The following is an 18,878-nucleotide window of genomic DNA, read 5'->3' on the forward strand; positions in this document are numbered from 1 at the left end:
CGAGGCCGCGATCGGCGATGACCGTCGGGCTCTGGGGATTCTGCAATGCAGAATCGAATTCCGTATTGAGTGCGCACAAGCTAACCGAGACAGTGAAGGCCGTCAATGGCCGATTTCAAATTCCGGCATCCGATGCTGCTATGCAAAAACGAGGAGGTCGGCTACCGTCCCCGCATGACTTCTCGGCCGGACACCGCCCACGGCGGCCAGGACGACCGGCCCACCGGGTCCGGCCCTGGACGCAACACCTCGTCGTCGCTGCGCCGGGCGCTGTCCATCGTGATGTTCCTGGCCGAGGGCCGCGGGCATCCGCGCGGCGCGACGCTCACCGATCTGGCCGAGGGCCTGTCCTTGAGCAAGAGCACCGTCCTGCGGCTGCTGGCACCGCTGCGGGAGGTGCGCCTGGTGGACCAGGACGCCGAAAGCGGGCGCTACCGGCTGGGCCCTCAGAACGCTTTCCTCGGCCAAGTCTATTTGGAACGGCTCGACTTCCGTGAAACAGCCGCCCCGCATCTGCACGAACTCGCCGAAGGCATAGGGGAAACGGTCCACTTGGTGGTCTTCGATCCACCGGAGATCGTTTATATCGACAAGGTCGAAAGTCCCCAACCGGTGCGCATGCATTCACGCATAGGCAGCCGCCAGCCCGCGTACTGCACCGCCGTCGGCAAGGCGTTTCTCGCTTACGCCTCCCACGCCGTGGTGGATCAGGTGATCGCGTGGGGCATGCCGCCCCGCACCCCGGCCACCATCACCACCGCGGAGCGGCTGCGGGCCGAACTGACCGCCGTGCGGGAGCGGGGGTACGCGATCGACGACGTGGAGAACGAGGAGGAGATCCGCTGCGTCGCGGCGCCGGTCTTCGACCACAGCGGGGCGGTCGCCACCGCGATCAGCGTCTCCGGGCCCGCCTCCCGCGTCACCCGGGAGCGCGTCGCCGAGATCGGGGAGAGCCTCCTCGCCTCGACCAGGGCCCTGTCCGAACGCCTCGGCGGGACGCTGCCGCACCCGTCGGCGCCGTAAGACGCCCGGCACCGTCCCGTTGTCGGTGGCGGCCTCTAGGGTGACGCCATGACTCTGCTGAGCTTTGACCGCATGTGTGCCGAGATCGTCGCGCAGACCGGGCTGCTGGCGTCCGGGATCGAGGGCGCGGATCTGACGGTGCCGGTGCCGTCCTGCCCCGGTTGGAACGTGGGCCAGTTGCTCCGGCATCTCGGCGGCGGCCAGCGCTGGGCGGCGGACATGGTGCGGGCGCGGGCCACCGAGGCGCTGCCCGACGAGCACTTCCGCGACCTTGGTCCGTATGCCGACGAGGACCCGGCCGTGGTCGGGCCGTGGCTGGCCGAGAGCGCGGCAGAGCTGGCGGATGCGCTACGGGAGGCCGGGCCCGACGCGCCTGTGTGGGTGCCGGTGCCCGGGGCGGACACGGCGGTGTTCTACGCGCGCCGGTTCACCCATGAGACGGTGATGCACCGGGCCGACGCGATCCTGGCCCTCGGTGCGGAGTTCACGCTCGACCAGGAGGTGGCGCTCGACGCCATGGACGAGTGGATGGAGCTGGGCTCGCTGCCGTTCCACTTCGAGGTCCACCCCTGGATGCGCGAGCTGCTCGGCCCCGGCCGCACGCTCCACCTGCACGCCACCGACACCGCGCCGCAGGCGCATGCGGAGTGGGTGGTCGACCTCACCGGGGAGGTCATCACCTGGCGCCGGGCGCACGAGAAGTCGGCCGTCGCGGTGCGGGGGCCGCTGACGGAGCTGCTGCTGCTCGTCTACAAGCGGCGCCCCGCGCACGGCGAGGGCGTCGAGGTGCTCGGCGACGCCAAGCTGCTCGACTTCTGGCTGGAGCGGGTCAGCTTCGGCTGAGCGGCGCGGGGATCGACGGGTCGACCCGTATCGCCTCCTCCGACAGGTGGGCGCGGTAGGCGGCGCCGTCCCACCAGGCGACCCGGACCTCGTAGCCGTCGTCGGCGGGCGCCACGTCCACGCGGGCCAGCGTCTCCAGCGGGGGCGGGTCCGGTTCGGCCGTCAGCCGGGCCAGGCAGACGAACAGGTCACCGGCGGCGCAGCCGGTGGTCTCGCCGGTGAGGGCGGGGGCGACGGCACGGCCGGTGAAGGCCGTGTCGGCGGCGGGCAGCGGGTCGGCCGTCAGCAGGCCGTGCAGCGGGAGGAGTTCGGAGCGCGGGCCGTCGACCGGGGCCGCCCAGCCGGTCTGGCGTACGGCGTGGCCCGGGGGCGCCCCCGCCACCAGGTGGACGCGGACCTCCGCGGCGCCGTGCGCCAGCACCAGTCCGGTGATCCGGACCTCGCCCGGCCGCTCCTCCCCCACCACCCGGGCGCGATGGCGGGAGGCGGCCCAGCCCTCCCCCGTGCCCAGGGGCTCCAGCCGGGTGCGCAGGGAGACGCGGTCGCCGCTCAGCAGGCCGAAGTGGTTGTCGGGCGCGGCACCGTACGGGACGGGGCCGGTGGCCGTGGAGTAGGCGAGCCGGGCGTAGTACGGGTCGTCCTGATCGGGGTCGCCGGGCGGCGGAAGGTGTTCGCTGCCGTGGTTGTGGAGGCGTACGAGGCCGTCGGCGGCGGTGGCCTGGAGCAGCCAGTTCGGTCCGGGCACGGGGCGGAGGACATCGGTGCCACCGGTGGTGGGCCCCGGCTCCTCGCGCGCCGTCCACACGGCGTGGTCCTCCGGGAGCAGCAGCCCGAGGAATCCCTTGGCGGCCCAGTAGGGGGACGCGGGGCCGGAGTAGGGCTGCGCCAGGCCCTCGTACCGGCCGTGCCAGCCGGGCGACAGCAGCCCGCTGCCGGACGCGGCGCCCCGGTCGAGGAAGTAGCGCAGGGCGCCGGAGGCGAGGCGGCGGGTGGCGCCGGGGGCGAGCGGGGTGTGCCCGGTGAGGGCGCCCAGCCACAGCGGGGCGGCGGCCGCGAAGCGGTAGATGAGCGAGCGGCCCTGGTGGAGCGGGGCGCCGTCGCCGCCGAAGAGGTGGGCGTAGTCGGCGAGATGGGCGGCCAGCCGCTGCCCGTAGCGGGCGAGCCGCTCGGCGTCGCCGGACAGCCATGCCTCCAGGGCCGGATAGAGGTGCAGGGCCCAGCCGTTGTAGTAGTCGAAGGCGCGGTTCGCGCCGTCGCTGTACCAGCCGTCGCCGGTGTACCAGGGCTCGATGCGGTCCAGGCCACGGGACACGGCGGCGCGCGCGGCCTCCGGCTCCACGCCCGCCTCCGCGAGGAAGCCGCCGACGGCCACGGGGAACAGCTCCCAGTTGGTGGGCACGGGCCTGGCGGTGAGCGCGTCCGTGAGCCAGGCGCCGACGCGCTGCCGTACGCCGTCGTCCAGCCGGTCCCACAGCCAGGGGCGGGTGAGCCGCAGCCCGAGCGCGATCGAGGCGGATTCGACCAGGGGCTGGCTCCGGTCGGCGATCCGGGGCCAGTCCTCGGGGCCGTCGCCGCCGGGCCGCCGGGTGCCGGTGGCGAAGCCGTCCGCGTACCGCTCCAGCAGGCCGTGCGGGTCGGCGCCGCGCGCGCCCGCGACGCGGAACGCGGCCAGCAGGAAGGTGCGGGCGAACCCTTCGAGTCCGTCGGAGCGGGCCCCCGACCAGCTCGGCCGGAGGCCCGGCAGCCGGTAGAGGGCCCGGCCGGGGGTGGCGTACGGGGTGACGGCGGCGAGCAGCCCGTCGGCGGCGGCCTCCCAGTGGGCCCGGGTCCAGCCGGTGTACGGGCTGGTGGCGCGGTCCTCGGCAGGCAGCGGGAAGGGGTGGGGCCCCTGGGGCCCCTGGGGGCGCGTCACCGGATCACCCCGTCGGGGACCAGGGCCAGTGCGCGCAGCTCGCCGAGCACGAGTCGGGCGAACTCGGTGGCGCCGTGGGTGGAGGTGTGGGTGTTGTCCCGGGCCTCTTCGGTGAGGTACAGCGCCTTGGAGCCCTCCGGTCCGAGCCGTTCCACCAGCTGCCGGGTGAGGGCGGTGAGGTCGATGAGAGGGACGCGCTGCGAGGCTGCGAGGGCGCGCATCTCGGCGGGCAGGTTCACGCCGAGGCCGTTGATGTGCAGTGCGGTGCCGTTGTCGAGGGTGCCGTCGTCGTTGAACCAGCGGCGCACGATGGGCGTGACGAGGACGGGCTCGCCGCCGCGCGTCCGCACCCCGTCGAGCAGCGCGGTGAGGTTGGCGCGGTAGTCGGCGGCGGTCGTCTGCTTGTCGTTGTGCGCGAACTGGATGAGGACGGTGTCGCCCTTGCGGATCAGCGGCCGCATGGTGGGGAAGAGCCGGGGGTCGGCGAGGAAGGAGCCGGAACCCTCGCCGGAGTCGGCGTAGTTGGCGACGGAGAGACCGCCGCGGCCGCCGCGGAAGAACTGCGGAAGCTGCTGCCCCCAGCCGGTGTACGGGGCGGCGATCTGGTCGCAGACGGTCGAGTCCCCGGCGAGGAAGAGCTGCGTCCGGCGGCTCGCGGTGACCCGCAGATCGGCGAGGCGGGGCGCGTCGCCGCCGAAGAAGAGGTCGAGCCCGGGGGATCCGCTCGGGCCGGTCGGCTCTCCTTCGGGCTCGCGCACATTGACGGAGAAGGTCCTGGTCAGCCGTTGCCCGGCGGCGGTGGGGGTCGCGGGCAGCAGCGTGCGCCGCGACTCGGCGGTCACGGCGGTGCTCCCGGCGTCGGCGCCGCCGAGGACGGCCGTGACGTCGTACGTCCCCGGGGCGACGGCGAAGTGGCAGGTGATGGGGGCGGTGCCGGTGCAGTCGCGGAGGGCGTGGCCGGGGTGGTGGCCGGAGGTCCCGGCCCAGGCCGGGGCGCCGGGCAGCAGGGCGAGGCAGGCGGTGGCGGCCAGTAATGCGGTACCGGCGCGTCTCATGTCGGGCTCCTCAGCTCGGCACGTGCGGCGTGGGTCGGACGGCCCGACCCTACGCCGCTCAGCAAGCGCTTGCTAGAGGTCTCACCAAGGTTTGCGGGGCGGTGCGACGCACCGCCCCTGCAAGTGTTTTCGCGCCCGCGCCGGGCAGCCGGTTCGCCGGACGGCCCCGGGCTACCCCGCCCGGCGCCGGAGCGCGTCGAGCGCCCGGTCCGCGTGCACCGCCATCCGGAACTCGCTCTTGACGATCTCCAGCACCCGGCGGTCGGTGTCGATCACAAAGGTGACCCGCTTGGTCGGTACGGCCGCGATACCGCGCTTCACCCCGAACCGCTCCCGCACCGTCCCCTCCGGATCCGACAGCAGCGGATAGCCGAAGGAGAACGCACGCGCGAACTCCGCCTGCTTCTCGACCGCATCGGCGCTGACGCCGACCGGTTCGGCACCCAGTTCCCTGAACTCCGCCGCGATGTCGCGGAAATGGCAGGCCTGCTTCGTGCAGCCGGGCGTGAAGGCCGCCGGATAGAAGAAGAGCACGACCGGGCCCTTCGCGAGCAAACCGCTCAGGGTGCGGATGTCACCGCTCTCGTCGGGAAGTTCGAAGTCCTCGACCACATCACCGATGTCCATGAGGATCAAGCTATACGGCCGGACCGCCGGCGGGTGGGGAGATCCCTCCGGCGGTCCGGGGCACCGGTCAGGGCTTACGCGGGGGCGTCGCCGAAGTCCGGGATGTCCAGGCGGGCGCCGCCCCGGAGCGCGGACTGGTGGGCGACGATGCCCGGCAGGGTGTAGCGGGCCGCGACCCATGCGTTCACCGTGGGCAGAGTGCGGGTGTTGACGGCGGTGACGAAGTCGTCGACGAGGAAGTGGTGGCTGCCCTCGTGCCCGTTGGGCAGCTCGGCGAACTCCTTCGGCAGCCGCGAGCGGTCGTGCACGGGCGCGCTGCCCGAGGTGAAGGCGTCCCGCAGCGCGGGGGCGACCTCGGCGAGCGACGGATCGTCGGCGGACAGGGTCGGCGCGGGCTGGAGGTGTGCGGAGACGTCCTCGACGCCCTTCTTGTCCTGCCAGAAGCTGACGGTCGCGAGCTGTTCGAGACTGCCCTCGGTGCCGAAGAAGCGGAACCGCGACTCACGGATGTGCGAGGGGTAGCCGACCCGGCGGAACTCATTGATGCGGAACGACCCGCCCCCGGCGGCCTCGAAGAGCGCGGTCGCGTTGGAGAAGTCGTTGTCGAACTGGCTGACCTCCCGGTCGAAGACGCCGTCTCCCCGCTCGTCACGGACGCCTATCGCGGATACGCTCACCGCGTGCGTCTGCCAGGCGCCCAGCACCCCGCCGACCGAGTGGGTCGGGTAGTGCAGCGGCGGATAGCTGGCGGTGGACTTCCAGTTCTCGCCGCCGCTGTACTGGTACGCCTCGTAGAAGCCGAGATCCATGTCGTGGACGTAGTCGCCCTCGGCGTAGAAGAGCCGCCCGAAGCCGCCCTCGGTGATCTTCTGCCGGGCGTAGACGGTGGCGGGGTTGTACTGGCTGGTCTCGCCCATCATGTACGTCAGCCCGGTCTCCCGGACGGCGTCGATGATGGCGGCGATCTCCTGCTCGCTGACCGCCATCGGCACGGCGGAGTACACATGCTTCCCCGCACGCAGGGCCTGGACGACGAGGGGGCCGTGGGTCCAGCGCTGGGTGAACAGCGCGACGGCGTCCACGTCGGACTCCAGCATGGCCTCGAACGTGGGGTGGGTCCCGGCCAGCCCGTACTGGGAGACCAGCCGGTCCGCGCGCTCGGGCAGCAGATCGGTGACGGTGACGTCCCCGACGCCCGGGTGGGCCTGGAAGAGCTTGGCGAACTGGCCGGCGAACTGCCCGGCGCCGACGATGCCAAGGGTGAACGGCATGGAGGGCCCTTTCATCAGGAGTGATCCTGGTCGAAGAGGAAGTTGATCTGGTCGTTGGTGCGGTCGAGCACGCCCGACACCGACGCGCCGTTGGCGTAGATGTCCTGCATCGCGGGGGTCATCATGGCCTGGATGTCGGCGGCGTAGTCGGTGATGGGGAAGGGGAAGGTGGTGCGGTCGGCGACCGGCTTGGTGAAGGCGGTGGTGTCGATGCCTTCCTTCTTGTACGCGGCCACGGCCTTCGCCGTGCCCGCCCGGGTCGCGGGGAAGACGATCCCGTGTTCACCGACCGCCTTCTGGCACGCGTTCGAGGCGAGATAGGCCACCCACTTCTCGGCCCCCTCCTTGTTCTTCGCGTGTTTGCTGATGGAGTCGGCGAGGCCGTTCATCATGGTGGCGCGGTGGCCGGACGGCCCGACAGGGGTCAGGGCGGTGCCGACGTCCACGCCCTTCAGCCCGGCGAAGGTGGAGATCATCCAGGAGCCGTGCATCGCGATGGCGGCCTTGCCCGAACCGAGTTGCACGTCGGGGCCGTTGGAGTCGGAGAAGTCCGTGAACGGTGCGAGGTATCCCTTCTTCGCCAGCCCGAAGTACCAGCGGATGGCGTTCTTGAAGGTGGGCTGGTCGTAGTTGTAGTGATCGCCCCACATCCGCTTGTTGGTGTAGAACCAGCCGGCCGAGCCGGCGAAGGCGCTCCACTGGGTCTGGCCGTCGGACTGACCCGCGTCATTGGTGGCGAGGCCGTAGGTGCGGACGTGGTTCTTGTCGAAGCCCGGCTCGTCGCCCCGGACCCCGTTCCGGTCGACGGTGAGGTGGGCGATGGTCTTCTCGAAGCTGCCGCCGTCCTCGGGGTTCCAGGCGAGCGAGTTGAGGTCCTTGGCGGAGACCCCGGCGGCCTTGGTCATCTTCTTGTTGTAGAAGAGGCCGACGGTGTCCCAGTCCTTCGGGGCGCCGTAGCGATGGCCGTCCTGACCGATCCAGGAGGCGCCGAGGCTGGGCTGGTAGTCGGCGTTCTTGATGCCCTTGGTGGCGGGCAACTCGTCGAGCGGGGCGAGCACGCCGAGGTCGGCGAACTGGCCGAACTTGGAGACGTGGTCGGTGAAGACGTCGGGCTGGGTGCCCGCGATGAAGGCAGCCGTGAGCTTGGTCCAGTAGTCGTCCCAGCCCATCTGGGTGATCTTGATGTTGAGCCCGGGGTTCTTCTTCTCGAAGTCCTTCGCGCACGCCTGGTAGGCGGGCAGCTGATTGGCGTCCCAGAGCCAGTAGCTGACGGTCCGCTGCGCGGAGGCCGAGGTGGAGCCCTGGGGTGCGCAGCCCGCCGCGAGGGTGAGCGCGGCGGCTCCGCCGAGCGCGACCGCGGTGCGGAGGGTGCGGAGGGTTCGTGCCGTGGCCATCGCTGCCTCCTACTTGATTCCGGTGAAGCCGACGGAGTTGATGACGCGCCGGGCGAACGCGGCGAAGAGCAGGAGCATGGGGAGCGCGGCGACCAGTGTCGCCGACATCAGCCCGGCCCAGTCCATGCCGGTCTGCGGCGACTGGGCGCGGAAGACGCTCAGCGCGACGGTGAGCACCCGGGAGCTGTCGCTGTAGGACACCATGAGCGGCCAGAAGTAGTCGTTCCATGACGTCATGTAGGTGAGGACGGCGAGGGTCGCGATCGGCGCCCCCGCCATGGGCAGGATGACCCGGAAGAAGACCCGCACCTTCCCCGCGCCGTCCAGCAGCGCGGCCTCCTCGATCTCCGCGGGGATGTTCATGAAGAACTGGCGGAGGAAGAAGACGGCGAACGGCGTCATGAACATCGTGGGCAGCGCGATGCCCAGCAGGCTGTCGATCAGGCCGAGCTGCTTGATGAGGACGAAGTTCGGCAGCAGGGTGAAGACGGCGGGCACCATGAGCCCGGCGAGCACCAGCCCGAACACGGTGTCCCGGCCGCGCCATTTCAGGCGGGCGAAGGCGTAGGCGGCCATGGCGGAGAACAGCACCTGGCAGCCGGTGATCAGGGTCGAGACGAATATCGAGTTGAGCAGATAGCGCCAGAAGTTGAGGCCGGCGCCCGAGCCGCCCTGGGCGAGGGCCTCCTTGGTGCTCTGGAGGCCGAAGACCCGGGCGAAGCCGCCGAGGCTGATGTCGACGGGCAGCAGGGAGGAGGGGTGGGCGGCGAGCGCGGTGTTGGTGGACAGCGCGGTGCGCAGGATCCAGTAGAAGGGGAAGAGCGTCACCACCATGACCCCGCCCATGAGGATCCAGGCGAGGACGCGGCCGGGTGTGGGCCTGCGCCGCGCCCTGAGCGCTGGCCGGGTGGTGGCCGGGCTGGGGGCACCGAGTTTCGTGGATGTCGCCAATGCCATGACGGGCTCCCTGGGCTTAGCCGAGGTCGGTCTGGCCGGCCTTGGTGAGCCGGTACTGGACGATGGTGATCACGCTGAGGACGATCAGCAGCGCGACGGACATCGCCGAGGCGTAGCCGAACTGGAAGCGCCCGAACGCGGCGCCGTAGATGTAGTACTGGAGCACGTTGGTGTCGTTGGCCGGGCCGCCGGCGGTGGTGACCGCGACGGTGTCGAACACCTGGAACGACCCGATGACGGTCATGATGAGCACGAGCGCGAGGATCGGCCGCAGCAGCGGCAGGGAGATCCGCCAGAACATCCGCCACTCCCCCGCCCCGTCGATCCGGCCCGCCTCGTACATGTCCTTGGGGATCGCCTGGAGCCCGGCGAAGAGCAGCAGGGCCGTGTAGCCCACATGCCGCCAGACGTTGACGAGCGCGATGGTGGGGATCGCCCACCCCTGGCTCCCGAAGAAGGCGATGTGGCCGAGGCCGAGGGCGCCGAGGATCTGGTTGCCGATGCCGAGCTGGGTGTCGAGCATCCACAGGAAGACGATGCCGGTGACGACGTTCGACACCAGATACGGAGTGAGCACGATGCCGCGCACCAGCGCCGACTGGGTCAGCCGCTGCATCAGGACGGCGATGAGCAGGGCGACGACCGTCTGCACGCCGATGTTCATGACCACGTAGAGGACGGTGACGCGCAACGAGTCCCAGAAGACGGGGTCGTTGACCATGCGCACGTAGTTGTCAAGTCCCACCCACTCCGGCGGGGTCAGCAGGTTGAACCGGGTGAAGCTCAGATAGATGCCGCGGAGGGTCGGCCAGAGGAGGAAGACGAGGAACCCGAAGAAGGCGGGTGCGATGAACGCTGCCGCGAGAAGCCCGTCGCCGCGGGCGCCCTCGCGTTGGGGCGAGGCGATGGCCATAAGACTCCTTTGTCCATGACGTGGTCCATGGCCGATTAGTTTCGTGACGAAAAAATAGAGCTGTCAAGACCTGTGCATAAGTCGCCGTGAGGCCGTTGTCCACAGCCCTCAGCCCCGCCATTGTTTTCGCCAGGAAACATATATAGGCTCCAGGATGTGAATGACGACGGCTCGATGAGTGCGCTGGCGGCCAGTTGGGCACCACTGAGTCCCGCCGAGCGGGCGGTGGCGATCGAAGTGCTGATGCACGGCCCGCTCTCCCGCGGTGAGATCGCCAGACGGCTGGATCTGTCGGCGGGCAGCCTCACCCGGCTGACCAAACCGCTGATCGAGTCCGGGCTGCTGATCGAGGAGGCGTGGCCGTCCTCGTCCCGTCCGGTCCGGCCCAGCGGGCAGGGGCGTCCCTCCCAGCCGCTGGACATCGTGGCCGAGTCCCGTTACTTCGCCGGGTTCAAGATCACCGGCGATGCGGTGTACGGGGTGGTCACCACGCTCAAGAGCGAGGTCGTGGCCCAGCGGACCCGTCCGCTCGGTACCCATGACCCCGAGGAGATCGCGGATCTCCTCCAGGACCTCGTCCGGGACTTCAGGGGCGACTTCCCCCGGCTGGCCGGGATCGGCGTCGGCGTGGGCGGCCATGTCCGGGGCCGGTCCACCGTCGTCGACTCCGCCTTCCTGGACTGGGACGACGTCCCGTTCGCCGACCTGCTGGAGCGGCGCACCGGGCTGCCGGTGGTGGTGGAGAACGATGTCGTGGCCCTCACCGAGGCCGAGACCTGGTTCGGCGCGGGGCGCGGGCTGGACCGCTTCGTCGTGCTCACGATCGGCGCGGGCATCGGATACGGCCTGGTCATCGGCGGCACCCTGGTCCGCGGTTCGGAGGACGGCCACGGCGTCGGCAAGCGCTGGATCATCGATCCGAACGGCCCCCTCACCCCGGACGGGGAGCGCGGCAGCGCGGTGGCCCTCCTGTCCATCCCGAGCATCCGCTACCAGGTGCAGGCCGCGCTGGGCCGCGAGATCGACTATCCCGGCATCCTCGCCCTCGCCGCATCCGGCGACCCGGTCACCGGCCGGGTGATCGACGAGGCGGCGCGGGGGCTGGGCGTTCTGGTGGCGCAGATCGCGAACTTCGCGATGCCGCAGAAGATCCTGCTCGCCGGGGAGGGGGTCGGCCTGGTCGACGTGGCGGGCGAGACCATCCAGCGGGCCATCGCCGCCCATCGCCATCCGCTGGCGGATCCGGTCGATCTGGAGACCAAGGTCTCCGACTTCAACGACTGGGCGCGGGGGGCCGCCGTGCTGGCCATCCAGGTGCTCGTCCTCGGCAAGACGGACGGCTAGCCGGCCCCCGGCCCGGTCGCGGGCGTTTCAGTAGCAGAGACGGGGGTCAGTAGCGCAGCCGGGCCGTGTGACCGTCGATCCGCAGGATGCACTCCGTGAACAGCGCCATCGACGGGCTGCCGTCCGCGGGGACCAGCCGCAGTTCGAGGTCCATGATGGATCTGATGACCTGGGCGGTACGGCTGCCGTCAGGGTCCGGGCCGCGCAGCGCCGACCACGACTCGAACTTGTCCCGCGCGTTCTCCCACGCCGGGCCGGGCGTGAAGTGGCACAGGAATACCGGCTGGTCGACTCCGTACTGCCGTAACTCGCCGACCGTGGCCTCGCCCTGCATAAGCCACCACGTGGCAGACATCGCGCCCCCAACTCGGTACATGGGACTGGATACCGATCATACGGGTGCGCAAGGGCCGCCGAGGACCAACTCGATTCCGGGGCCCCACTCCAGCAGCCGCTCGTCCGCCCCCGGCCGGGCCACGCACTGCACGCCCAGCGTGAGGGAATTGGCGGCCCGGCCTGCGGGCAGGCCGAGGACCGGCACTCCGGCGACGCTCCAGGGGAGGGACATGATCGATTCACCGGTGCTCGCGAGGCCGCGCGGCGCCGGGCCCGTGGCCGCCGGGGCGATCCACAGGTCGATGCCCTCCTCGTCCATCGCGGCGAGCAGCCGGTCCCGGTACTGGTCGCGGTCGCGCAGGGCCGACGCGTACGTCTCGGGGCCGATCCGCTGCCCCCGCCGGATCTTCGCGGCGGTCTGTTCCCGGTACAGCTCGCCGTAGCGCGGGAACCACTCGGCGTGGGTGCGGGCGGCCTCGTAGCGGCCGATCACCTGCTGCCAGGCGACCAGGGTGGCGAAGTCGGCCGGGAAGGGGACCCGGCGCACCGGGAATCCGGCGTCGGCCAGCCGCCGCGTCTGCTCCTCGAAGGCGTCCGCCGCCTCCGTCTCCGCCCGCGCGAGGTACGGGCCGGTCGGCACGGCGAGCGTCGGCCGCCGCCCCTCCCCCGGCCGCCCGCCGTCCCCTGGGCGCCCGCCGTCCGGGCCGGGCCGCCAGTCGTCGCACATGACGCCCGCCGCCGGGCTCAGCCCGGCGGTGTCCGGGGCGAAGAGGCCCACCGTGTCGAAGGTCGGTGCGTTGGGGATGACGCCGTCGGCCGGGATGCGGCCGTGGGTCGGCTTGAAGCCGACGACGCCGCAGTACGCGGCCGGGCGGATCACCGAGCCGATCGTCTGCGTACCGATGGCGAGCGGCACCATGCCCGCGGCGACGGCCGCCGCCGAACCGCTGCTGGAGCCGCCGGGAGTGTGGCCCACGTCGTGCGGATTGCGGGTCGGACCGGGCGCGGTGACGGCGAACTCGGCGGTGACGGTCTTGCCCGCCACCAGCGCGCCCGTCGCCCGCAGCCGGTCGATCAGCGACGCCTGCGGACCGGCCAGCGCCTCGGCGGGGACGGCCGAACCGGCGCGCGTGGGCAGCCCGTCGACGCGCACGATGTCCTTGACGCCCACCGGCACCCCGTACAGCGGCGGCCGGTCGGCGGGATCGGGCCACCGCTCGGCCGCCGACCGCGCCTCGCGCCGCAGCCGTGTCCGACGGCCGGGCTCGGGGACGAAGGCCCGTATGCGGTGATCGGCGGCCTCGATCCGGTCGCAGGTGTCCATGAAGGGCCAGGTTACGGCCGCTTGGGGCAGGGCGTCAGTTGCCGCCCGTCACCTTCACGTAGTCGACCACCAGTTGCTGGGGGAAGGTGGTGCCGCCGTCCGGGTCGCCGGGCCAGTAGCCTCCGACCGCGAGGTTGAGGATGAGAGAGAAGCGGTGGTCGAAGACCCAGCGGTTGCCGTTCAGATCGCCGGGGGTGCGGGTCTGGTAGACGTTGCCGTCCACCGACCATGTGATCTTGTTGGGCGACCAGTCGACGGCGAACGTGTGGAACGCGTCGGCGAACTTCGCCCCGCCCGGCAGGGTGTACCCGGCGCCGATGCCGCCCGAGCCGGAGTAGCCGGGGCCGTGGATGGTGCCGTGGACGGTGCTCGGCTCGTAGCCGACGTTCTCCATGACGTCGATCTCACCGCAGTTGGGCCAGCCCGCGCTGCCGATGTCGTTGCCGAGCATCCAGAACGCGGGCCACATGCCCTGGCCGCGCGGCAGTTTCATGCGCGCCTCGACATGGCCGTAGGCGGTGGTGAAGGTGCGGGCGGTGGAGAGGCGGGCGGAGGTGTACTCGCAACGGCCGTACCAGCAGTTGTAGTTGGCGGGGTTCTCCTTGCGGGCGGTGATGACGAGGTTGCCCCGACCGTCGAGCGCGGCGTTCTTCGTGCCGTCCGTGTAGTACTGCCGCTCATGGTTGTTGACGTTGTCACCGGTCTCGTAGCCCCATCGGGCGCCGTCGACCGCACCGCCCGCCGGGCCGTCGAAATTCTCGGTGAAGGCGGCGGTGGGGGTGCGCGCCCCCGCGGCCGCCGGGGCGGTGAACCACGGGGTGGCGGCGAGCGCGGTCACCGAGAGCAGACCGGCCAGGGTGGTGCGCAGCGTTCTTCGCATGGCGCCGATCGCCTTCCTGTGTGGGGGATCCCGGAACCGGCGCGGGGCCGGTTCCGGGAGGGAAGGTGCGCGCATAATCTCCAGCGCGGCGCCATTCATGTCAACAGGTCTGGACCAACCTCGCCCAATCGGCCCGACAAAAACTACGAGCCCGCGGGCCCGAACAGTTCGAGCAGGTCCGCCCGCCCGAACATGCGCGCCGTGTCGACCGCCGAGGGGGAACCCGCGCGCGGGTCGGCGCCGGCGGCGAGCAGAACCCGCAGCACCTCCTCCTCCCCCTTGAAGGCCGCCCCGGCGATGGGCGTCTGCCCCCGGTCGCTGACGCGGTTGGGGTCGGCGCCGCGCTCCAGCAGGGCGGACACGGCCGCGGCGTGGCCGTGGTAGGCGGCCAGCATGAGCAGCGAATCACCCTTGTCGTTGGTGAGGTTGGCCGGCACGCCCGCGTCCACGTAGGCGGCGAGCGTATCCGTGTCACCGTGCCGGGCCAGGTCGAAGACCTTGGCCGCCAGTTGCAGCACCTCCGGGTCGTGAGCGGGTTCGCTCTCGGGGTTCGGTGCGCTCATCGCGTATCGCCTCCGCCTTCGCTAGCTGTGCGTTCACTGCCTGTGCATGCCGCTACCCGCGCACGCGCCACGTGTGCATGTGATCACCGGCACGTGACCATTGTTGCGCTTGCGCCGCCAATCCCCCCATTTGCACCTTTCCCCGGATCGATACATGCTGTGACCCTGGAATGACTCACGGTGAGAGCCCCCACCAGCCAGGAGACCGAGATGATCCTGTCCATTTCCGGTGTCGTCCTGCTCGGCATCGTCGTCTTCATCTTCTTCCGCAAAGACGGCCTCAAGGCATCCCACGGCGTCGTGTGCGCCCTCTTCGGCTTCTACCTCGCGAGCACCGCCATCGCCCCGAGCATCAAGGCCGGCGGCGCGAGCCTCGCCAGTTTGCTGGGCGGGATCAAGATCTGACGTGGGCCTGCCATCGCTCCCCCGGCTCCGCATCGGCGGCGCCGGGCATGCCCCGTTCCGCCGCGGCCGTGAGTTCGTCCGCACCGCGGCCGACAGCGCCGCCGACGTGTTCCATCCGCTGCTCGCCCTCTCCCGGGGCTTGCGGGTGCTCGCCGCCGGCGCGCGGCGCCGGTGGGCAGAGCTTCCGGGCGAACAGCGGGGGCCCGCGTTCTTCGTCGCGGCCGCCTGCGTGTTCGTCGTCTTCCTGCTGCCGTACGGGCCGCTGGCCTCCGCGCTCGGCCTGCTCGGCGCCGCGGGCTGGGCCGGGCGGACGCGCGCCCCCGCCTCCCCCGGGCCCTGCGCCGAGGGGACCGAGCGGCTGCGCCTGATCTACGAGGCGCTGGTGCCGTACTTCGCCGCCGCCGAGGATCCGGACCCGCTCTACCGCCACGGCGGGGAGTGGTCGCACCCCTTCGAGTCGTTCGACTTCGACGAGGACGGCCGGCTGACCCGGCTGCGGCTGCGGTACCCCGCGTACTTCACGGACGGCGAGCCCGATTCGCGGGCCCGCGTCGAACAGCTGCTGTACGCGAAGTCCGGGCGCGACCGGGAGTACCTGTTCACCTGGGACGAGGAGGCGAACCGGCTCACCCTGACGGTGCTGCCCGCCCTGTCCACCGCGATCTGCGCCCAGCGCTTCGTGACCGCGCCGGGCGAGACGGTGCTCGGCTTCACGGACGCGTCATCCGTGCCGCTCACGCTGCCGGTGCTGGAGGGCGTCGACGACGAGACGACCGAGGCTCAGGACGGTTCCGGCGCGGGCGATACGGCCGACGCGGCGACGACCCGGGACGTGCCACCCGTCGTCTGGCGCACCGGGCCGCGCTCCACCGAACCGCATCTGCTGGCGCTCGGCCGCCCCGGCAGCGGCACCACCACGCTGCTCCGCTCGATCCTGCTCCAGGCGCTGCCGCACGGCGATGTGCTGGTGGTGGACGGCAGCGGAACCGGCGAGTACGCATGCCTCGGCGGCCGGGCCGGGGTGCTGGCCGTCGAATGCGGGCTCGCCGGGGTGCTGGCAACGCTGGAGTGGGCCGGGCACGAGACCGAACGGCGGCTGCTCGCCGCCAACCGCGCCCGCCAGTTCGGCCACCCGCCGCCGGAGGACGTCCAGCGCCCGCTGTGGATCGTGCTGGACCGGCCGTCGGCGCTCAGCCATGTGGCGGCGGCGGACGGCCGTACGGATCCGCAGGAGCTGCTCCAGGTGCCGCTGCGGCACGGGCGGGCGGCGAACGTACGGGTGGTGGTGGCCGATCAGCTCGACGCGGCGGAGACCCTGAGCGAGGCCGTACGCTTCCACACCCGCGCCCGGGTGGTCCTCGGCCCGGCCTCGCTCGAACAGACCACCGCCGTGCTGGGCGCCCCGCCGCCCACCACCCCGGTGCCGGAGGTACCGGCGGGCCGCGGGTACGCGCGGCTGGGCGCGGGCCCGGTGCACCGGCTCCAGGTACCGGCCACGCCCGATCCGTACGACGACGCGACGAGCGAGGGGCAGCGGCGGGCGGTGCTGCGGCTGCTGCCGGAGCCGGAGGCGGGCTCCCCGGGCGAGCGGGTGGTGGCCACGAAGGGGTGACCCCGCCGCGGCGGCTGTCAGGCCACCCAGGTGCGCGGGGTCTCCGCCTCCGTCGTGGCGCCCGTCGCCACCAGGTCCGCGGCGGCCGCCAGACGCTCGGCGGCCTTGTCGGCCACCGCGCCCGCCACCGTGAACGGCAACCGGACGTAGCCCTCGAAGGCGCCGTCCACGCCGAAGCGCGGGCCCGAGGGGACCCGGACGCCCAGCCGGGCGCCGACCTCCGCGATGCGGGAGCCGGAGAGTCCGCCGGTGCGGGCCCAGAGGGTGAGGCCGCCGTGCGGGACGGTGAACTCCCAGTCGGGGATGTGCCGTCGTACGGCGGCCACGAGCGCGTCCCGGTTGTCGCGGGCGAGCGCGCGGCGGATCCGAATAGCCTCCTCCCAGCCGCCGGTGTTCAGCAGCCAGGCGACGGCGAGCTGTTCGATGACGGGCGTGCCCAGGTCGGCGTAGGCACGCGCGGCGACGAGGCTGCGGATGACCTCGGGCGCGGCCCGGACCCAGCCGATGCGCAGGCCCGCCCAGAAGGATTTGCTCGCGGAGCCGACGGTGACGACGGTGCTGCCCGCCGGGTCGAACGCGGAGACCGGGCGGGGCAGCTCGACGTCGTCGTCCAGCCGCAGCTCCGCCATCGTCTCGTCGGCGATCAGGACGGTACCGGCCGCGCGGGCGGCGTCCACGAGGCCGCGGCGCTGCTCCTCGGTGGCGAGCGCGCCGGTGGGGTTGTGGAAGTCCGCGACGACGTAGGCCATGCGGGGCGCGGCGGCGCCGAGGACCTGGCGCCAGGCGGGGATTTCCCAGCCCGTGAGGTGGTCGCCCATCGCGACGGGCACCAGCCGGGCGCCCGCTTCCCGCATCAGCTGGAGCACATTGGCGTAGCTGGGCGATTCGACGGCGACGCGCTCACCAGTGCGGACCATGAGCCGGCAGGTGGCGGCGACGGCGCCCATGGCGCCGGTGGTGACCATGATCTGTTCGGGCATGGTCGGTACGCCGCGTGCGGTGTAGCGGTCGGCCAGGGCCTGGCGCAGGGCGGGCAGGCCCGCGGGGTAGTCGCCGTGGGTGTGGGCGTACGGCGGCAGCTCGTCCAGGGCACCGCGCGTCGCGCGGGTCAGCCAGGGCTCGGGGGCGGGGAGCGCGGCGCAGCCGAGGTCGATGACGGAGGCGGCGGCCTCCGGGGGCAGCGGGTCGAGTCCGCGGGTGGGCAGCGGGCTTCCGGCGGGCATCGCCGTCCAGCTGCCGGCGCCGCGCCGCGACTCCAGGAACCCTTCGCCGCGCAGCGCCTCGTAGGCGGCGGCGACGGTGGTGCGGCTGACGGCGAGCGCCGTGGCGAGTTCGCGCTCGGCGGGGAGGCGGGCCGCGACCGGAACCCGGCCCTCCAGCAGGAGCAGCCGTACGCCGTCGGCGAGCGCGCGGTAGGCGGGGACGCGGCGGCCGCCGCCCAGCGAGGCGGCGGGCCTCGCGGCCGGGCCGGTGGCGGCGGGGGCGGCCGCCGGGCTCGCGGCCGTCGCGTCGCGGATGTGCTGGGAGCCGAGCAGGCGGGCCAGTTGAGGTGCCCCTACCGCGGAGGTCCACGGGCTCATCGAATGCGGTCCACCTTTCCCGGATTGGCCATGGAACTGGCCTGTTTCCAGGCATCAGAGTGACATGCCACCGACCAATGGCACCAGTCCACTCACACCTGGGAGTACGCGTTGTCCAAGGAACCCTCGGGGGGATCCCGGCTCGCCCGTCGTCTCGTCCAGCTCTACGGAGGGCTCGTGCTGTACGGCGTGGGCATGGGGCTCCAGGTACGCGCCGCGCTGGGGCTCGACCCGTGGGACGTGTTCCACCAAGGGATCGTCAAGCGCACCCCGCTGTCGTTCGGCACGGTGACGATCATCGTCGGGGCCGCGGTGCTCCTGCTGTGGATTCCGCTGCGGCAGCGGCCGGGGCTCGGCACGGTGTCGAACGTGATGGTGATCGGGATCACGGTGGACGCCACCCTGTGGCTCCTGCCGCAGCCGGACGCGTTGGCGCTGCGCATTCCCCTGCTGGTGGCCTCGGTCGTGGTGGGCGGCGCGGCCACCGGCCTCTACATCTCGGCGCGCTTCGGCCCGGGGCCGCGGGACGGCCTGATGACAGGGCTGCATCAGCACACCGGCCGGTCGGTCCGGCTGGTGCGGACCGGGATCGAGGTGGCGGTGCTGGCGACGGGATTCGCGCTGGGCGGCTCGGTGGGGGTGGGTACGGTACTGTACGCGCTGGCCATCGGACCGCTTTCGCAGTACTTCCTGGGCCTGTTCGCGATACCCTCGGCCACCGGCGACGCGGCCGGGGGCGCTCCCGGCGGGACGACGGAGAGTTCAGCGGTGGTCGCGCGGGGCGGTTCACGGAGTCCGATCCGTGACCTGATTTAGCCCTCGCGGACGTGGAGCGGTAG

The 18,878-nt window shown here is 72.0% G+C and carries 17 protein-coding genes and 1 pseudogene; 6 read left to right on the plus strand and 12 right to left on the minus strand.

Annotated features, from left to right (window positions below):
• Window positions 1-174: 174 nt before the first annotated feature.
• Both ACH4SI_RS04960 and ACH4SI_RS04965 read left to right on the plus strand, forming a co-directional pair.
• Entirely contained in the window at window positions 175-1,023 is an 849-nt protein-coding gene (locus ACH4SI_RS04960; protein WP_398292681.1) for an IclR family transcriptional regulator, read from the plus strand.
• Between the two features lie 48 nt (window positions 1,024-1,071).
• Complete coding sequence (locus ACH4SI_RS04965; RefSeq protein WP_398292683.1) at window positions 1,072-1,866, plus strand: maleylpyruvate isomerase family mycothiol-dependent enzyme; 795 nt, start codon at window positions 1,072-1,074, stop codon at window positions 1,864-1,866.
• Here the strand turns inward: ACH4SI_RS04965 and ACH4SI_RS04970 are convergent.
• From ACH4SI_RS04970 to ACH4SI_RS05000, 7 genes are all read right to left on the minus strand, one after another.
• On the minus strand, window positions 1,853-3,778 hold the full coding sequence (locus ACH4SI_RS04970; RefSeq protein WP_398292685.1) for a DUF2264 domain-containing protein: 1,926 nt from the start codon (window positions 3,776-3,778) through the stop codon (window positions 1,853-1,855). The genes ACH4SI_RS04965 and ACH4SI_RS04970 overlap by 14 nt on opposite strands.
• Complete coding sequence (locus ACH4SI_RS04975; protein WP_398292687.1) at window positions 3,775-4,833, minus strand: rhamnogalacturonan acetylesterase; 1,059 nt, start codon at window positions 4,831-4,833, stop codon at window positions 3,775-3,777. The genes ACH4SI_RS04970 and ACH4SI_RS04975 overlap by 4 nt, the downstream gene beginning before the upstream one ends.
• Window positions 4,834-5,004: 171 nt before the next feature.
• A complete protein-coding gene (locus tag ACH4SI_RS04980; protein ID WP_398292689.1) occupies window positions 5,005-5,460 on the minus strand; it encodes a peroxiredoxin in 456 nt (151 codons plus the stop codon).
• 74 nt (window positions 5,461-5,534) lie between these two features.
• Complete coding sequence (locus ACH4SI_RS04985) at window positions 5,535-6,731, minus strand: Gfo/Idh/MocA family protein (RefSeq protein WP_398292691.1); 1,197 nt, start codon at window positions 6,729-6,731, stop codon at window positions 5,535-5,537.
• Between the two features lie 14 nt (window positions 6,732-6,745).
• Window positions 6,746-8,125 (minus strand): ABC transporter substrate-binding protein, encoded by a 1,380-nt coding sequence (locus tag ACH4SI_RS04990; RefSeq protein ID WP_398292693.1) that lies wholly within the window; start codon window positions 8,123-8,125, stop codon window positions 6,746-6,748.
• A gap of 9 nt (window positions 8,126-8,134) precedes the next feature.
• Window positions 8,135-9,082, minus strand: coding sequence for a carbohydrate ABC transporter permease (locus ACH4SI_RS04995; protein ID WP_398292695.1), 948 nt, complete (start codon window positions 9,080-9,082; stop codon window positions 8,135-8,137).
• Between the two features lie 16 nt (window positions 9,083-9,098).
• A complete protein-coding gene (locus ACH4SI_RS05000; protein WP_398292697.1) occupies window positions 9,099-9,995 on the minus strand; it encodes a carbohydrate ABC transporter permease in 897 nt (298 codons plus the stop codon).
• 174 nt (window positions 9,996-10,169) lie between these two features.
• Here ACH4SI_RS05000 and ACH4SI_RS05005 point away from each other — a divergent pair, with 174 nt between their 5' ends.
• Complete coding sequence (locus tag ACH4SI_RS05005) at window positions 10,170-11,339, plus strand: ROK family protein (RefSeq protein ID WP_398293891.1); 1,170 nt, start codon at window positions 10,170-10,172, stop codon at window positions 11,337-11,339.
• A gap of 46 nt (window positions 11,340-11,385) precedes the next feature.
• Here ACH4SI_RS05005 and ACH4SI_RS05010 read toward each other — a convergent pair whose 3' ends face one another.
• From ACH4SI_RS05010 to ACH4SI_RS05025, 4 genes and pseudogenes are all read right to left on the minus strand, one after another.
• The gene (locus ACH4SI_RS05010; protein WP_398292699.1) at window positions 11,386-11,694 is read right to left on the minus strand and encodes a hypothetical protein; all 309 of its coding nucleotides are present in this window, start codon (window positions 11,692-11,694) and stop codon (window positions 11,386-11,388) included.
• 36 nt (window positions 11,695-11,730) lie between these two features.
• The gene (locus ACH4SI_RS05015; RefSeq protein ID WP_398292701.1) at window positions 11,731-12,999 is read right to left on the minus strand and encodes an amidase; all 1,269 of its coding nucleotides are present in this window, start codon (window positions 12,997-12,999) and stop codon (window positions 11,731-11,733) included.
• A 46-nt stretch (window positions 13,000-13,045) separates the two neighbouring features.
• Window positions 13,046-13,879, minus strand: a pseudogene (locus tag ACH4SI_RS05020) (family 16 glycosylhydrolase); the annotation flags it as partial.
• A 143-nt stretch (window positions 13,880-14,022) separates the two neighbouring features.
• The gene (locus ACH4SI_RS05025) at window positions 14,023-14,442 is read right to left on the minus strand and encodes an ankyrin repeat domain-containing protein (RefSeq protein WP_398292703.1); all 420 of its coding nucleotides are present in this window, start codon (window positions 14,440-14,442) and stop codon (window positions 14,023-14,025) included.
• Window positions 14,443-14,652: 210 nt separating this feature from the next.
• Between ACH4SI_RS05025 and ACH4SI_RS05030 the strand changes: the two genes are divergently transcribed.
• Together ACH4SI_RS05030 and ACH4SI_RS05035 are read left to right on the plus strand one after the other, a co-directional pair.
• Window positions 14,653-14,847, plus strand: a complete 195-nt coding sequence (locus ACH4SI_RS05030) for a hypothetical protein (RefSeq protein ID WP_039936790.1) — start codon at window positions 14,653-14,655, stop codon at window positions 14,845-14,847.
• A gap of 7 nt (window positions 14,848-14,854) precedes the next feature.
• A complete protein-coding gene (locus tag ACH4SI_RS05035) occupies window positions 14,855-16,459 on the plus strand; it encodes a hypothetical protein (RefSeq protein WP_398293893.1) in 1,605 nt (534 codons plus the stop codon).
• 17 nt (window positions 16,460-16,476) lie between these two features.
• Here ACH4SI_RS05035 and ACH4SI_RS05040 read toward each other — a convergent pair whose 3' ends face one another.
• Complete coding sequence (locus ACH4SI_RS05040) at window positions 16,477-18,039, minus strand: PLP-dependent aminotransferase family protein (protein ID WP_398292707.1); 1,563 nt, start codon at window positions 18,037-18,039, stop codon at window positions 16,477-16,479.
• A 195-nt stretch (window positions 18,040-18,234) separates the two neighbouring features.
• Between ACH4SI_RS05040 and ACH4SI_RS05045 the strand changes: the two genes are divergently transcribed.
• Complete coding sequence (locus ACH4SI_RS05045) at window positions 18,235-18,855, plus strand: YitT family protein (protein WP_398293895.1); 621 nt, start codon at window positions 18,235-18,237, stop codon at window positions 18,853-18,855.
• Window positions 18,856-18,878: the final 23 nt, after the last annotated feature.

This window comes from Streptomyces sp. NPDC021212 (assembly GCF_044332925.1).
In the GTDB taxonomy this organism is placed as follows: Bacteria; Actinomycetota; Actinomycetes; order Streptomycetales; family Streptomycetaceae; genus Streptomyces.